Below are 15563 nucleotides of genomic sequence, written 5' to 3'. Positions count from 1 at the left end.
ACTATTTCGTTCAGTTTTCAAAGAACTCTTGTCTCAAGGCGACTTTCTTATCTTACCACCTTAAGAATAACTTGTCAACAACTTTTTTCTTTAAGTTATTTTCGAGTTATTTTTCGTTACTGTCTTAGCGACGTATATAAATATAACATCTGATAACTTGCTGGTCAACAACTTTTTCAAAAAAATAAAAGTTTTCTCGAAAAGATTCCAGAAAACTTTTATTTTGGATATTCTTCCAAATTATAATATGAAATTATTAATAACAAGTAGGGCAGCTATTCCTGGAATACCTAAAATAGCTGAAACAATGGCTGTGGGGAAATTAATAGGAATATGAATACCGAACTGTACGCCAAAGATGTTAATAAAGAAAAGCAGCAAAACGCCAATAATAAGCTTAATCGATAAATTTCCAATGACTCGAAGCATTTTTTCAACACCACCTGTTACTAAGAGTAGAATGATTAGCCCTATTAAAAAAGACACAACTACAATAGGATGATTTAGCATGTTGCCTCCTTCTTAAAGCAGATAAGTTACCTTATATATATGTCCAAGCATTCAAAAAAAGCACTATTTCACAGAGGGAAATCCTTATTTTATAAAGACAACAAAACAGGATGCCTCTATGACATCCTGTTAATTGAAATATTTCGATGCTTGGCTTCTTTTAATAGAAAAAGATACTTCATTTTGGCTAATCGAATATCTACCATTACCTCTTCTGAAGGATCTACACTTCTTTCTACCATTGAAGTTTTGTGACTCCATTCCTGCTTTACTTGCATAAAAGTCTTCACAAATTCATCATCGTACTCTTTGCGTAGCCAACCTTTTCGTTTAAAAAACATATGCAAGTACCTCGTTATACTTCTCTTCTACCTTCTAGGGCTTTAGATAATGTTACTTCGTCCGCGTACTCAAGGTCTCCTCCGACGGGTAACCCATGAGCAATTCTAGTAATTTTAATTCCTGTCGGCTTTAAGAGCCTAGAGATATACATAGCCGTAGCTTCGCCCTCTATATTCGGGTTAGTAGCTAAAATCACTTCTTGAATCTCATCATCTTGAAGTCTTTTTAATAACTCTGGTACTTTGATATCTTCAGGCCCTATTCCTTCCATAGGTGAAATTGCGCCATGCAGGACATGATACAAGCCGTTATATTCTTTCATTTTCTCCATTGCAATGACATCTTTAGGGTCTTGCACGACACACACCACACTGCGCTCTCTACGCTGATCTTGACAAATGTAGCAAGGATCTTGATCTGTGATATGCCCACAAACTGAACAATAGGTTAAATTTCGCTTCGCATTAACTAATGCTTTTGCAAAATCTAATACCGTATCTTCTTTCATAGATAAAACAAAGAACGCTAAGCGAACAGCTGTTTTTGGACCAATGCCGGGTAACTTCATAAAACTATCTATAAGCTTTGATATTGGTTCTGGATAATGCACGTGGCAACCACCTTATTAAAGTCCTGGAATATTTAAACCTTTTGTAAATTGACCCATTGTGTTATTTGTTAAATCGTCCATTTGTTTTAATGCGTCATTTGTTGCTGCTAGTACTAAATCTTGTAGCATTTCAATATCTTCAGGATCTACTACATCCTCTTTAATATTTACATCAATTACTTGTTTCTGACCGTTAACCACAACTGTTACCATTCCACCGCCAGCTGTACCTTCAACAGTTTTTTCAGCTAACTCTTCCTGCGCTTTTTGCATATCTTTTTGCATTTTTTGCATTTGTTTCATCATTTTTTGCATATTGCCCATGCCTTTCATCATATGAACATTCCTCCTAAATTTACTCTTGAATTTCGATTAAGTCTTCTCCAAATAGCTTTTTCGCTTCTGCAACCACGGGGTCTTCCTCCTGTTGTTGACCTGATGACCCATCACTTTGCTGTCCTTGAAGAAACTCTTCTCTTACTTTATCCCATTCACTTTCTGGAATTGCAACCATTTCACGCTTGCTGCCAATTAAAGTATATAAGATATTCTCTAAATTATCACGTACATTGTTGTTATTTTCAGAAGCCATTTTGCAATGAATTTCATATTTGAATTTAAGTATAAATGATTGATCTGAAGACGCAACCGGTTCACTGTTAGATAACAACGCTGCATGTGAAGCTTTATTTTGTTGTTTCAATGTGTCTAATACCTGCGCCCAAGATCGCTTAATGGTTTCTAAATTCTGCCGAGTGGCATTTTTTAAAACTTCATTTACCTTTCCAACAGGCGTTTTGTACTGACTTCTTGACTGTCTTGTCTGTTTTTTCTCTGTTTGCGCTGCCTGAGCTGTATGATCAACTTGAATGCCTTTTTCTTTTAGCTGCTGCAGTTCTGCTTCCATTTGATTCATTTTTTGCAAAATGTCTTGATATGGAAGAGCACCCTCTTGATTTGTAGAACTTTGAGCTAATTTTACTAAAGCTACTTCAAGTAGCACTCGAGGATGATTGCTCCATTTCATCTCTTGCTGAGTTTGGTTCAATTCAGCAATGACTTTATAAATAAAGGCACTATCCATTTTTGAACTAAGTTCTTTAAACTCTTCGTTAACCGCTGCTTTTTCAAGTAAATATGCATTTTCTTCTGAAGCTTGATAAAGCAGAACATCACGATAATAGAAGATGAGGTCCTCTACAAACCTCGCTGGATCTTTTCCGTTTTTGATCAAACTTTCAACAGAATCTAGCGCTTCTACAATGTTTTCGTTAAAGATAGCTTGGACGATCTTCACAATAAAAGACTGTGATACTGCTCCTGTTATGGATAGAACATCCTCTAAGCTCACCTTCTCCGTACTATACGAGATGGCTTGGTCTAAAAGACTAAGTGCATCACGCATGCCTCCTTCTGAAGCTTTCGCAATTTCGTAAAGAGCATCCTCGCTTACTTCTAGCTCTTCAGAACCTAATACTTCCTTCATTCGATATACGATATCTTCTGGCGAAATGCGTTTGAAATCAAAGCGCTGACATCTGGAGATAATCGTTAATGGAATTTTATGGGGCTCTGTTGTAGCTAAAATAAAGATGACATGTGCAGGAGGTTCTTCTAACGTTTTTAACAAAGCGTTAAAAGCTCCAATTGAAAGCATATGAACTTCATCAATAATGTACACTTTGTATCGAACAGCACTAGGTGCATATTTTACTTTATCACGGATATCTCGAATTTCATCGACTCCATTATTAGAGGCTGCATCAATTTCAATTACATCAGAAATGGAACCATCCGTAATTCCCCGACAAGTTGCACATTCATTACAAGGTTCAGCAATGGGTGCTTTTTCACAGTTAACGGCTTTCGCTAAAATTTTAGCAGCTGTTGTCTTCCCTGTCCCTCGAGGCCCAGAAAATAAATACGCATGCGAAAATTTTTCTTGGACAAGGGCATTTTGAAGTGTTTTGATAATATGTTGTTGACCGACTACGTCGTTAAAGCTTTGAGGACGGTATACACGGTACAGAGCCTGATATGCCACTACATCCTCTCCTTTTAATATAATTCATTAGTTCTCATTATAGCGTATTATGAGGTTTTTTTTCAAAATAGTAAGAGATAAAATAAAAAGCCTACTCTCACAGAGTAGACTAAACTTATGTATATAACTGCCGTGCACCTTCCGTCGATTAGCCACCCCAGGCGTTACTTAAGCAGTTAGCTCGGTTCAGGCGACCCCATGGCACATGAGAGGTTCTGCTTACTGCTGCTTCCTTCCGGACCTGACAGGGTTCACAGATTCCCATTGCATAGGACCCAAACGTCAACACCACTTACTTAAGGCAGGCCCTAAGATGAGCTAACCTCAAGAAGGAATTCGGCCTCGCTAGAGCGGATTGCGAGTACAGGGCACCGCTACCTCCCCGCTTAGCACGGCAAAGTTGAAACCAATAGTTTGGGCATCAAGTTGATGCATTTACAAGTATACGTCTTTTCATTCAAAAATGCAACCGCTATAGAAAACTTACTTTTTTAGCGCTATTTTCCAGCCTTTTTTCGTTGACGTAACTCACGAAAAAAAGTCGTTAAGAGGCTCCCGCATTCTTCTTCTAGCATACCTCCTACTACTTCTGCTTGATGATTAAACTTTTCAAACTCTAATAAATTTAACAATGTTCCAGCGCAGCCACCTTTAGGATCATAAGCGCCAAACACAACTCTTTTCACTCTTGATAATACAATAGCACCTGCACACATCGGACATGGTTCTAAGGTGACATATAACGTAGCGTCTTCCAACCTCCATGTTCCTAGTTTCTTACATGCTTCATCAATGGCTAAAAGTTCCGCATGAGCAACTGATCGCTGTTCTGTTTCTCGTAAGTTATAAGCTGCAGCAATCACCTCATCATTTTGAACAATAACTGCCCCAATAGGAACCTCTAATTTATCTTTAGCTTTTAATGCTTCATCAATTGCCAACCTCATATACTTTTCATCATTTAACACTTTTTATCCAACCTTACATATTATATTTTTTCTGAGTCAAACTATTTACTATGTACATCAGGAAAAGGAGAGACCTTGTGTGAAGAATGCTAAAACTGCTTTAATTATTATTGATATGCTAAACGATTTTCAATTCAAAAACGGCAAAGTACTTGCTGAAAAATCTTTAATAATCGCTCAAAATATTGCCCAGTTAAAACAGTACGCATCGTCTCAACATATCCCTATTATTTACGTCAATGACCACTATAAGCTATGGCAAGCAAACTTAGAAACCATTTTAACACACTGCACAAATGAGGTAAGTTCACCCATTCTACATCACATTTCACCACAAAACGCTGATTACTTTTTAATTAAACCAAAGCATTCTATTTTCTATGGAACAGCTTTAAATATTTTGCTATCACAGCTCGATGTGCATACACTTATTTTAACAGGAATTGCGGGAAATATATGCGTGCTTTTTTCAGCCAACGATGCTTATATGCGTGAGTATAATTTAATTGTGCCTGAAGATTGTATTGCTTCAAACGCAGATGAAGACAATACCTTTGCTTTAAGAATGATGCATAACGTATTAAATGCTCGTATTTGCAAACATACTGAGTTGATGAATTAAGTAAAAAGCCTTCTCATATGATGGAAGTAAGTCATATGAAATGGAGGCTTTTTATTATGCAAATTTACACTGTTAAAGCAGGTGACAGTATATATAGTATTGCAAAACAGTTCCGGATTGACGCAGGAAAGATTATAAGAGCAAATGAATTACCTAATCCAAATCAACTCGTCATCGGGCAATCTATGGTTATTCCCATCAACGGTACTTACTACACAGTAAAAGCTGGGGACACTATATGGAAAATAGGACGAAAATTAGGCGTTAGCTATCAGGCTATTGCCAATGCGAACAATGTTTCAGTTACAGCACCCTTAACACCTGGCCGCCGCATCTTAATTCCCCCTTCCCCAAACAAAAGAAACGGTGAGTTTTTAGGGTATGTTGAAACAAGCAATCGAAAAATCACCCCTCAAACAGAGAAAATGATTAATCAAAATGCAAAATACCTTACTTATCTCGGACCAGCGAACTTCGAAGTGCAAAAAGACGGTTCTCTAAAGGCACCTCCACTTAACAATTTAGGTTCTATTGCTAAAGAAAATGACGTCATCTTCTTAATGGTATTGGCTAATATTGAAAACGGTGCATTCAGTGATGAAGTCGGCCGAGCAATTTTAACTAATAAAGACGTTCAAGATACGCTCTTAAATAATATTGTAAAAACAGCGAAAGAACAAAATTTCAGAGACATTCACTTTGACTTCGAATTTTTGCGTCCGGCAGATAAAGAAGCCTATATTGCATTCTTACAGAAAGCAAAAAAGCGTCTTCAAGATGAGCAACTTCTCATGTCTGTGGCTTTAGCTCCGAAGACAAGTCGAGATCAAAAAGGCAAATGGTATGAAGCACATGATTATAAAGCCATTGGAGAGATTGCTAACTTCGTTGTTCCAATGACATATGAATGGGGATATAGCGGTGGGCCTCCTATGGCCGTCTCTCCTATTGGTCCCGTACGTGATGTTTTAGAATATGCAGTATCTGAAATACCTAGTTCAAAAATTATCATGGGCCAAAACCTATATGGTTACGATTGGACACTGCCTTACAAACCAGGAGGAGAATATGCCAAAGCCATTAGTCCTCAACGAGCTATTGAGTTGGCAGCTCGTTATAAAGTAGCTATTCAATACGACAATAAAGCACAAGCTCCTTTCTTCCGGTATAAAGATGAACAGCAGCGCACTCACGAAGTATGGTTTGAAGACGCTAGATCTATTCAGGCCAAGTTTGATTTAATCAAAGAATTAAAACTTAGAGGAATGGCCTACTGGAAACTAGGCTTAGATTTCCCGCAAAACTGGCTCTTGATTGAAGACAACTTCAAAATTACAAAAAGAGTGACACAGCCATAAATAGGGAAAGCTTACTGTTAACAGTAGGCTTTTTGTTATTCTTCTTACTGAAAGAAATTTCTTTTCCCCTTATTCTCCTTCTCTATGTTAAAATATTTTTTGTCTGTTTTTTTTGAACGAGTGGTCATGAAGGAGGCAAATGAATGCAAGGCACACCTTTTATTTCAGTAGAAGGACCCATCGGTGTCGGAAAAACCTCTCTAGCTAAAGAGATTGCACAAGCATTTCAGTTCGAAATTTTAAAAGAAATCGTAGATGAAAATCCATTTCTCGGGAAATTTTATGAGAATATCGACGAGTGGAGTTTTCAAACCGAAATGTTTTTTCTATGTAATCGATATAAGCAGTTAGAGGATATTCAAAAAGGGTTCTTATCTTATAAAAAACCTGTTGTAGCAGATTATCATATTATGAAAAACATGATTTTCGCTGAGCAAACGTTAAAAGATGAACAGTATAAAAAATATGTACAAATCTTCCACATCTTAACGGCTGATATGCCGGCTCCGAACATTATTATTTATTTAAATGCCAGTTTAGATACCTTGCTAAAGCGTATTAAAATGCGTGGAAGAGAAATTGAACGAAACATCGATCCTCACTACCTTGCGAGACTAAGTGATGATTATGAAAAAGCTATGACGGCATTTGAACAAAAGAACCCTGACGTAACCATTTTACGTTATAACGGTGATGAAATAGATTTTGTACAAAATAAACAACACTTAAATAGAATCTTATCAGAGGTTCAAGAGAGTATGTTGAAAAGGAGTATATAATGGTAAACTTACGATCGAAATACAACATTCCTAATGATGCTGTGTTGACGATAGCGGGTACAGTTGGAGTTGGGAAATCTACGATGACTCAATCATTGGCTGATGCTCTCCAATTTCGCACATCGTTTGAAAAAGTAGATTCCAACCCTTACCTGGACAAATTTTATGGGGATTTTGAACGCTGGAGCTTTCACCTACAGGTATATTTTTTAGCGGAACGCTTTAAAGAACAAAAGAAGATTTTCGAGTATGGGGGCGGCTTTATCCAAGACAGATCCATTTACGAAGATACCGGTATCTTTGCTAAGATGCATTTTGAAAAGGGAACAATGTCTAAAGTAGACTATGAGACATATACAAGCTTGTTCGATGCAATGGTTATGACTCCATACTTCCCTCATCCAGATCTGCTCATTTATTTGGAAGGCAGCTTCGAAGATATTGTAGATCGCATTCAAGAAAGAGGGCGACCAATGGAACAACAAACGCCTCTTGATTATTGGAAAGAGATGCACGCCCGATATGAAGAATGGATTAATAACTTTACGGCTTGTCCTATTCTCCGTTTAGATATTAGAGAATACGACCTTCTCAAGGATCCTGATTCAATTGAATCAATTGTTGAAAAAGTGGCTCGCTTTTTACAACATAATGAAAAGTTAAAACGTCGTCAGCTATAAAAAAATGCCGCTTTAATAAATAAAGCGGCATTTTCAACAAATAAAAAACCGTTACTTATAAGTAACGGTTTTCCAATCTCCAATTTATCGCGCTATGTTAATTGCATTATAAGTCAAATATGGCGGAGGAAGAGGGATTCGAACCCCCGCGGGCTTTAACACCCCTGTCGGTTTTCAAGACCGATCCCTTCAGCCGGACTTGGGTATTCCTCCGTATCGACAAGTATTAATTTATCATATAAAAATAATGAAGTCAACTCTTTTATTAATTTTTTAAAAAAAGATGTTCATTAAAAATTAATTTAATGAACATCTTCTACTTTTATTTAGAAATAACTTCTTTATTTCCCATATATGGACGCAGCACTTCTGGAATTTGAATTGATCCATCTTCCTGCTGGTAGTTTTCTAAAATTGCAGCTACCGTACGGCCAATTGCTAAGCCAGAACCATTTAGTGTATGAACATGTTCTGGTTTTGCTTTTGTATCACGGCGGAAGCGAATATTAGCACGGCGAGCTTGGAAGCTTTCAAAGTTTGAACAAGAAGAAATTTCACGATAAGTTTCATAACTTGGAATCCAAACTTCAATATCATACTTTTTGGCTGCTGTGAAACCTAAGTCAGCTGTACACATGCTTAGAACTCGGTAAGGTAAACCTAATAGTTGAAGAACCTTTTCAGCATGGCCCGTTAATTTTTCTAATTCATCATAAGAATCTTCTGGCTTAACAAAGCGAACAAGTTCTACTTTATTAAACTGATGCTGACGAATAAGCCCACGTGTATCTCTTCCTGCAGAGCCTGCTTCTGAGCGGAAGCAAGCACTATACGCTGTATAAGCAATTGGAAGCTGATCTCCGCTTAAAATTTCATCACGATGTAAATTTGTAACTGGTACTTCAGCTGTAGGAATTAAGAAATAATCTTCTTCTTTAATTTTAAATGCATCTTCTTCAAATTTAGGAAGCTGCCCTGTTCCTGTCATACTTGTACGATTCACCATATATGGAGGAAGGATTTCTTCATAACCATGCTCATCCATATGTAAATCCATCATAAAGTTAATAAGAGCACGTTCTAATCTTGCACCTAACCCTTTATAAAATACAAAGCGGCTTCCCGTTACTTTCGAAGCTCTTTCAAAATCTAAAATATTTAAATCTGTTCCTAAATCCCAATGCGGTTTTGGTTCAAAATCAAATTGTTTAATTTCTCCCCATTTGCGAACTTCTACGTTATCATCTTCAGTTTCACCTACAGGCGTACTTTCATGTGGAACGTTAGGAATTGAAAGCAGCAATAGCTCTAACTCTTCTTCAACGCTGCGAAGCTCTTCATCCAATTGCTTTACGCGGTCTCCTACTTCACGCATTTCGACGATTAAATGATCAGCATCTTGTTTTTCACGTTTCAATTGTGCAATTTGCTGTGATACTTCATTTCGCTTGCTTTTTAACTCTTCTGTTTGAGCAATTAGCTCACGGCGTTTTGCATCTAACTCTTCAAAGCGACCTAAGTCCGTTAAGTCCTCACCACGAAACTTGAGCTTTTCTTTTACTTCATTAAAATTAGCACGTAAAAATTTTAAATCTAACATACTGAGTACCTCCTTTAGTATAAAAGGGCAAAATAAAAACTCTCATCCCTATGAAAGGGACGAGAGTTTACCCGCGTTGCCACCCTAATTGAAAGCTAAAATAAGCCTTCCTCTTAAACCAGATAACGGATGAACCGAAACTGCCTACTACTTTTTCGACAGCTTGCTCCAGGACGGATTCATAAGAATTGATTATCGATTCACACCAGCCATCGACTCTCTTGAAATCAAAAATCTTATTACTATTTCCTATCAACGCTTTATACCAATATCATTTTTATTAATCATAATGTACTACAAGTCTTTACAAGATGCAATTCATTTATACAGGTTTTTTCGAAGCTTCTTCAACCATTGCTACAAAATACTGAGCCATGCGAGCATCATCTGTTAATTCTGGATGAAACGAACATCCCAAGAATTGACCTTGTCTTGCTGCAACAATTCGGTCGTTATGCATTGCCAAGACTTCAACGTTTTCTCCTACTTCTACAATATGCGGAGCACGGATAAATACGCCTATAAAATCTTCACCAATATCTTTAATATTTAGAGCAGCTTCAAAGCTATCTCGTTGGCGCCCAAATGAATTTCGAGCTACCGTAATATCCATAACACCTAAATGGGGCTCTTCACGGTCAACAACTTGTCCTGCAAGTAAAATTAAACCCGCACACGTACCAAACACCGGTTTACCTGCTTGTGCAAACTGGCGAAGAGGTTCCATAAAGTCATACTTGTCAATCAGACGACGCATCGCTGTGCTTTCGCCGCCCGGTAGGATTAAACCATCTATTTCGTCTAGCTGTTCAACTTTTTTAATGATAATGGCTTCAGCGCCTGCTGCTTCTAATGCTTGTGCATGCTCGCGAAAGGCACCTTGTAATCCTAACACGCCTACTTTTACCATTTTGTCAAAACTCCCTTTAAATTACCATCCACGCTCTTGCATGCGGTTTTCTGGTAATAATGATGAAATTTCAATTCCTTTCATTGCACTTCCTAATCCTTTTGACAAGTTTGCAATGAGTTCATAATCTTGATAATGCGTTGTTGCCTCAACGATTGCTCGAGCAAATTTTTCAGGGTTGTCGGATTTAAAAATTCCTGAACCAACGAACACACCGTCTGCTCCAAGCTGCATCATTAACGCTGCGTCTGCTGGTGTTGCTACACCGCCCGCTGCAAAGTTTACAACCGGTAGGCGACCTTCACGTTTAATTTGTAGTAATAGCTCATAAGGCGCGCCTAATAGTTTTGCCTCTGTCATTAACTCATCTTCGTCCATGCCCACAACTTTACGTACTTGAGCGTTTACTTGGCGCATATGACGCACTGCTTCCACGATGTTTCCTGTCCCTGGTTCGCCTTTTGTACGAAGCATTGCAGCTCCTTCAGCAATACGGCGGGATGCTTCACCAAGATCACGACAACCGCACACAAATGGAACCGTAAATGTATTTTTATTTAAATGAAACTCCTCATCAGCTGGAGTCAACACTTCACTTTCATCGATGTAGTCTACACCCATCGCTTCTAGCACGCGTGCTTCAACAATATGGCCAATACGAGCTTTTGCCATAACTGGAATGGACACAGCATTCATCACTTCTTCAACAATTGTTGGGTCTGCCATACGAGACACGCCGCCTGCTGCACGGATATCAGCTGGAACACGCTCTAATGCCATAACGGCAACAGCGCCTGCTGCTTCTGCAATTTTTGCTTGCTCTGCGTTGATCACGTCCATGATAACGCCACCTTTTTGCATTTCCGCCATTCCTCGTTTTACACGATCAGTACCTGTAATGTTATTCATGTTTGTCTTCCTCCTGTATCAAGTGTTTCACAATAATTTTTAGTGTATATACAAAATTCAAAACTTAGTGTCTATTTTACCGTATTTTTCGGAAAATTCCTATCTAATTTATAGATTATATACAAACAAATCTAAAAATAAAAAAAGAGATACTCCCTTGTAGTATCTCTTCTTTCTCTTGAGTTATCATTAAAACCAGTTATTCACTGTATCTGCAGCATTCATCCAAATATCGCTGAAGAAGTTACCAATACTGCGGATAGCGAGAGAGAACCATCCAGCTTTTTCAACAGATTCGTTTGTCACGACCGGCGTCATGCTATCTGTAGTTTGGCCTCCTACATAGCCTAGATCTTTAAGATTGCTGTTTGTTGCACTTACATAAGCAACTGTTTCTCCTTTTTTAATAGGAGCAACAACTTTTTGATCGTTCATAACTTTATCGTTTAACTTAAAGTTGATTTTAGTATGATCTTTTTGACCTTTTTCGGTAATAATTTTTACCGAATTCTTTGGAGAAACGGAAGCTTCTTTTGATTTTCCTTTAGCAACATCAATTGTTTCATGCCCTTTAATCTCGCCGTTAGCAGGCACTACTTCTTTTAACTGAAAATGACTAAAAGCATAATCCAATATCTTTTTCGTTTGAGAAAAACGAGCAGCTTCTGTAGACTTGCCGTTTTCCTTGGCATTCATTACAACTGTTATGTATCTTACCCCGTTACGCTCTGCAGTTCCAGTGAAACATTGACCTGCAAAATCTGTATGACCAGTTTTTAAGCCGTCTACGCCGCTGTATGCAGCTGAAAAACCAGGGAGCATCTTATTCCAATTGTTCATTTTTGTTTCGCCTTGTTGCCCTTGTCTAAACATCTTGGAAGGAGTTTTGGCTACTTCCAAAGATTCTGGATAATCATGAATCAAGTGATAAGCAAGAGTAGCAACTGCCCGAGCAGATAGGAGGTTCTCATCTTCTTCCTTTGTTCCTTTTGGATACATCCCTTTTAACAAGGAATTAGAAAGACCTGTAGAATTGACAAATTTTGATTCACCCATATTTAATTTTTTTGCTGTTTCATTCATTAACTTAATGAAACCTTCTTCAGAACCACTGACAGCTTCAGCTAAAGCAATGGCTGCTCCATTAGCTGAATAAATAGCCATGGCATCATATAATTCTTTTACCGTATATTTTTGGTTTTCGATTAATGGTACATTTGATAATCCATAATCCTGAGAAATTTTAGCTGCATATTTACTAACTGGCACACGTTGATCCCAAGATAATTTCTTATCTTTTATGGATTCTAATACTAGGTATTCCGTCATCATTTTTGTCATGCTTGCAATACCTAATAAAGCATCCGTATTTTTCCCGTATAGCACTTTCCCCGTACTTGCCTCTACTAAAATGGCTGCGTCTGCTTCAACGCCAATATCATCTGTTTTAGAAGCAGCTGATGCTTGTGTAGAGACAAAAAATACGCTGGCCATTAACATAACAGCAATGACACAAATTAATTGTTTCTGTACTGCGTTTCTCACTCTATACCCTCCAAACGTAAACTCACATAAATGTAATTTTATCATACTAAAATTTAAAAAAATAGATAAAGAAGTACTGTTACATTCATGATTAATGACATAAAAAACACGTTTCCCTATTAAGGAAACGTGTTTTTTACACATTCATGATTATCTCATAGAATAGTTAGGAGATTCTTTTGTAATTTGTACATCATGTGGGTGACTTTCTCTTAAGCCTGCTCCAGTCATACGGATGAATTGTGCCTGTTCACGTAACGCTTCTAAGTTAGCTGAACCACAGTAACCCATTCCTGCGCGTAAACCACCAATCATTTGATATAAAGTATCTGCTACAGGTCCTTTGTAAGGCAAACGGCCTTCGATACCTTCTGGAACTAATTTTTTATTATCTTCTTGGAAGTATCGATCTTTACTTCCTTTTTCCATAGCTCCCACAGAGCCCATTCCACGATACACTTTAAAGCGTCTTCCTTGGTAGATTTCTGTTTCGCCAGGGCTTTCTGTCGTTCCTGCTAGAAGGCTTCCTAGCATTACTGTATGTCCACCAGCTGCAAGTGCTTTTACGATATCTCCAGAGTACTTAATACCGCCATCTGCAATAATAGCTACCCCGTGCTTACGAGCTTCAGTTGCACAGTCATATACTGCCGTAATTTGTGGAACGCCTACACCAGCGACAACACGAGTTGTACAAATTGAACCAGGTCCAATTCCTACTTTTACTACGTTTGCTCCAGCTTCAATTAATGCTTTTGTACCTTCAGCCGTTGCTACGTTACCAGCAATAATATTTAATTCTGGATATGCCTCGCGAATGCTGCGCACTGTATCTAAAACGCCTTGTGAATGTCCATGCGCTGTATCAATAACGATAACATCAACGCCAGCTTGTACTAATTTTTCGATACGAACATTTGAATCAGCTGTTACGCCAACAGCTGCTCCAACTAATAATCGACCTTGTTGATCTTTAGCTGCATTTGGAAACTCAATTACTTTTTCAATGTCTTTAATTGTGATAAGGCCTTTTAATACGCCATTGTCATCTACAAGAGGTAACTTTTCAATTTTGTATTGCTGTAGAATTTTCTCTGCTTCTTCTAAAGTCGTTCCTACTGGAGCAGTAACTAATTCTTCTTTTGTCATTACATCAGCAATTTGCATTGAATAATCTTGGATGAAACGCAAGTCACGGTTTGTAAGGATTCCAACTAGTTTTTGTTCTTCTTCGTTGTTGACAATCGGCACACCTGAGATACGATATTTGCCCATTAAGTGTTCAGCAGCAAATACTTGGTTTTCAGGAGTTAAAAAGAAAGGATCCGTGATAACACCACTTTCAGAACGTTTTACTTTATCAACTTGTTCTGCTTGCTGTTCAATCGACATGTTTTTGTGAATGATACCCAAACCACCTTGTCTAGCCATCGCAATAGCCATTTCAGCTTCTGTAACTGTATCCATTCCTGCACTGATGAACGGCACCTTTAATTTTAATGTTTTTGTTAGTTCAACACTCATATCAACGTCTTTAGGTAGTACCTCAGATTTTGCTGGCACCAGTAAAACGTCATCAAATGTTAAGCCTTCTTTAGAAAATTTGCTTTCCCACATTATAGAATCCTCCTTTAAACGACAGAATATTATTAGTAGATTAACAAGCAGATATGTACCTGTCAATAACTTCACTAGATATCAGATAATTCTAATAAAAAGAAAAGGTGATTTAGTTGCATAAATTTAATGATGTTTGGACGTCCTACAATTTATTTTTCTCCGTTCCTTTTGTACAACACTTTTTAAAAAAGCGCTATCAAAAATTGAATTATAGCGATGCAGAGCAACATAGTTTTAAAAACAGTTACCCATTTATTTATTATTTGGAACACAGTAAAAATTATTATCAAGTTGCGGCACAATCTCCTGTATCAGTTCAACCCGTTTTATTATTTTATGGAATGTCACAGCTGTTAAAAGCTTGTTTGTTAACACAAAACCCCGTATATCCCGAAAATACGGCGGTGTTAGCACATGGAGTATCAACACGAAAAAGAAAAAAACAAAGTTATGATTTTTTAGATGATGAAGTTAAGATTCAAAAAAGCGGTTTATTTTCACAAGTAGGAGAAGAATTGTTTCATGTGAAACAACTAGAAGGTAGTAAATATACAATGAATTATCTGTTGTCTTGTGTACCTGAATTAGATACATTATTTTTAAATTTGGGTACGAGGCCATCTTCCCATTTAACAACTATTGGATCGCTTCCAGCTACCTCTTTGCCTATTCCTGAACAAGTTACAAGGTGTTATCATATGAATCACGAAAGACTCTATTCTTTTTTAAAAGAGCGTTCCCATCTATCATTGTCTTTGTCAGAAGATCAGGTATTTATTCTTGACCCTTCAAGCTGTTTATATAATTGTTCACCTTTTATGTACAATTTCCAAGCTAACACGCTGCATGCACCGTTGGAAAAAGATAGCTGCTTATATTTCCCTGAGATGTTGGCACATTACTTATTACTTTATAATTTAAGTATGATTTCACGTTATGAAACAGAGTGGTGGTATGAATTATTGCATACATACTCTTCGAAAGATTATCCATTTATCTTGAGGTTCCTTGAGGTTACAGCTCAAAAGATTCCTTACTTAATTTCTTGTTACTTAAATGAACACAC

At 37.5% G+C, this 15563-nt stretch carries 16 protein-coding genes, 1 tRNA gene, 1 other RNA gene and 1 other annotated feature; of the genes, 5 read left to right on the top strand and 13 right to left on the bottom strand.

The genetic code is table 11. The annotated features are described in order from the left end of the window. Window positions 1–240: 240 nt before the first annotated feature. From AC1VNJ_RS26520 to tadA, 7 genes are all read right to left on the bottom strand, one after another. Window positions 241–510, bottom strand: a complete 270-nt coding sequence (locus AC1VNJ_RS26520; protein ID WP_013081328.1) for a pro-sigmaK processing inhibitor BofA family protein — start codon at window positions 508–510, stop codon at window positions 241–243. Window positions 511–626: 116 nt separating this feature from the next. After that, window positions 627–851 (bottom strand): YaaL family protein, encoded by a 225-nt coding sequence (locus AC1VNJ_RS26515; protein WP_013054840.1) that lies wholly within the window; start codon window positions 849–851, stop codon window positions 627–629. 14 nt (window positions 852–865) lie between these two features. Continuing rightward, window positions 866–1462, bottom strand: a complete 597-nt coding sequence (gene recR / locus AC1VNJ_RS26510; protein WP_014461944.1) for a recombination mediator RecR — start codon at window positions 1460–1462, stop codon at window positions 866–868. Between the two features lie 15 nt (window positions 1463–1477). Then, on the bottom strand, window positions 1478–1798 hold the full coding sequence (locus AC1VNJ_RS26505; protein WP_013081327.1) for a YbaB/EbfC family nucleoid-associated protein: 321 nt from the start codon (window positions 1796–1798) through the stop codon (window positions 1478–1480). 19 nt (window positions 1799–1817) lie between these two features. Then, window positions 1818–3506, bottom strand: coding sequence for a DNA polymerase III subunit gamma/tau (dnaX, locus tag AC1VNJ_RS26500; protein ID WP_482641603.1), 1689 nt, complete (start codon window positions 3504–3506; stop codon window positions 1818–1820). Window positions 3507–3636: 130 nt separating this feature from the next. Then, window positions 3637–3901, bottom strand: an RNA gene (gene ffs, locus AC1VNJ_RS26495) — signal recognition particle sRNA large type. A gap of 102 nt (window positions 3902–4003) precedes the next feature. Next, window positions 4004–4474 (bottom strand): tRNA adenosine(34) deaminase TadA, encoded by a 471-nt coding sequence (gene tadA / locus AC1VNJ_RS26490; protein WP_028412705.1) that lies wholly within the window; start codon window positions 4472–4474, stop codon window positions 4004–4006. A gap of 79 nt (window positions 4475–4553) precedes the next feature. Here tadA and AC1VNJ_RS26485 point away from each other — a divergent pair, with 79 nt between their 5' ends. The 4 genes from AC1VNJ_RS26485 to AC1VNJ_RS26470 all read left to right on the top strand — a co-directional run bounded on the left by AC1VNJ_RS26485 (window position 4554) and on the right by AC1VNJ_RS26470 (window position 7913). Next, entirely contained in the window at window positions 4554–5096 is a 543-nt protein-coding gene (locus tag AC1VNJ_RS26485; RefSeq protein WP_482641602.1) for a cysteine hydrolase family protein, read from the top strand. A 56-nt stretch (window positions 5097–5152) separates the two neighbouring features. After that, complete coding sequence (locus tag AC1VNJ_RS26480; RefSeq protein ID WP_013081323.1) at window positions 5153–6454, top strand: glycoside hydrolase family 18 protein; 1302 nt, start codon at window positions 5153–5155, stop codon at window positions 6452–6454. A 143-nt stretch (window positions 6455–6597) separates the two neighbouring features. Next, the gene (locus AC1VNJ_RS26475; RefSeq protein WP_028412707.1) at window positions 6598–7233 is read left to right on the top strand and encodes a deoxynucleoside kinase; all 636 of its coding nucleotides are present in this window, start codon (window positions 6598–6600) and stop codon (window positions 7231–7233) included. Next, window positions 7233–7913: a deoxynucleoside kinase gene (locus AC1VNJ_RS26470; protein WP_028412708.1), complete on the top strand. Its 681-nt coding sequence runs from the start codon at window positions 7233–7235 to the stop codon at window positions 7911–7913. Before AC1VNJ_RS26475 ends, AC1VNJ_RS26470 begins: the two co-directional genes overlap by 1 nt. 120 nt (window positions 7914–8033) lie before the next feature. Here AC1VNJ_RS26470 and AC1VNJ_RS26465 read toward each other — a convergent pair. The 6 genes from AC1VNJ_RS26465 to guaB all read right to left on the bottom strand — a co-directional run bounded on the left by AC1VNJ_RS26465 (window position 8034) and on the right by guaB (window position 14494). After that, window positions 8034–8126, bottom strand: a tRNA-Ser gene (locus tag AC1VNJ_RS26465). 109 nt (window positions 8127–8235) lie between these two features. After that, a complete protein-coding gene (gene serS / locus AC1VNJ_RS26460; protein WP_028412709.1) occupies window positions 8236–9513 on the bottom strand; it encodes a serine--tRNA ligase in 1278 nt (425 codons plus the stop codon). 52 nt (window positions 9514–9565) lie between these two features. Next, window positions 9566–9778: a binding site (T-box leader), on the bottom strand. 57 nt (window positions 9779–9835) lie between these two features. Then, window positions 9836–10423, bottom strand: coding sequence for a pyridoxal 5'-phosphate synthase glutaminase subunit PdxT (pdxT, locus tag AC1VNJ_RS26455; RefSeq protein ID WP_028412710.1), 588 nt, complete (start codon window positions 10421–10423; stop codon window positions 9836–9838). A 21-nt stretch (window positions 10424–10444) separates the two neighbouring features. After that, window positions 10445–11332 carry a pyridoxal 5'-phosphate synthase lyase subunit PdxS gene (gene pdxS / locus AC1VNJ_RS26450; protein ID WP_013054829.1) on the bottom strand — a complete coding sequence of 296 codons (888 nt, stop codon included), beginning with the start codon at window positions 11330–11332 and terminating at the stop codon, window positions 10445–10447. A 189-nt stretch (window positions 11333–11521) separates the two neighbouring features. After that, complete coding sequence (locus AC1VNJ_RS26445; RefSeq protein WP_049166324.1) at window positions 11522–12877, bottom strand: serine hydrolase; 1356 nt, start codon at window positions 12875–12877, stop codon at window positions 11522–11524. A gap of 150 nt (window positions 12878–13027) precedes the next feature. Beyond that, the gene (guaB, locus tag AC1VNJ_RS26440; protein ID WP_013054827.1) at window positions 13028–14494 is read right to left on the bottom strand and encodes an IMP dehydrogenase; all 1467 of its coding nucleotides are present in this window, start codon (window positions 14492–14494) and stop codon (window positions 13028–13030) included. Between the two features lie 116 nt (window positions 14495–14610). On the opposite strand from guaB, the gene AC1VNJ_RS26435 reads away from it, so the two are divergent. Continuing rightward, window positions 14611–15563: YaaC family protein (locus AC1VNJ_RS26435; RefSeq protein WP_482641601.1), on the top strand; the 953-nt coding region annotated here is incomplete at its 3' end.

The organism is Priestia sp. 3CA3 (genome assembly GCF_056836725.1).
This window is presented reverse-complemented; position numbering and strand designations above follow the sequence as displayed.

What these genes read in the sequence shown, in the direction of transcription:
- AC1VNJ_RS26475 (WP_028412707.1), top strand. Translation starts at nt 6,598, where the DNA reads ATGCAAGGCACACCTTTTATTTCAGTAGAAGGACCCATCGGTGTCGGA.
- AC1VNJ_RS26515 (WP_013054840.1), bottom strand. Translation starts at nt 851, where the DNA reads ATGTTTTTTAAACGAAAAGGTTGGCTACGCAAAGAGTACGATGATGAA.
- pdxT (WP_028412710.1), bottom strand. Translation starts at nt 10,423, where the DNA reads ATGGTAAAAGTAGGCGTGTTAGGATTACAAGGTGCCTTTCGCGAGCAT.
- serS (WP_028412709.1), bottom strand. Translation starts at nt 9,513, where the DNA reads ATGTTAGATTTAAAATTTTTACGTGCTAATTTTAATGAAGTAAAAGAA.
- AC1VNJ_RS26470 (WP_028412708.1), top strand. Translation starts at nt 7,233, where the DNA reads ATGGTAAACTTACGATCGAAATACAACATTCCTAATGATGCTGTGTTG.
- pdxS (WP_013054829.1), bottom strand. Translation starts at nt 11,332, where the DNA reads ATGAATAACATTACAGGTACTGATCGTGTAAAACGAGGAATGGCGGAA.
- AC1VNJ_RS26505 (WP_013081327.1), bottom strand. Translation starts at nt 1,798, where the DNA reads ATGATGAAAGGCATGGGCAATATGCAAAAAATGATGAAACAAATGCAA.
- guaB (WP_013054827.1), bottom strand. Translation starts at nt 14,494, where the DNA reads ATGTGGGAAAGCAAATTTTCTAAAGAAGGCTTAACATTTGATGACGTT.
- AC1VNJ_RS26480 (WP_013081323.1), top strand. Translation starts at nt 5,153, where the DNA reads ATGCAAATTTACACTGTTAAAGCAGGTGACAGTATATATAGTATTGCA.
- AC1VNJ_RS26520 (WP_013081328.1), bottom strand. Translation starts at nt 510, where the DNA reads ATGCTAAATCATCCTATTGTAGTTGTGTCTTTTTTAATAGGGCTAATC.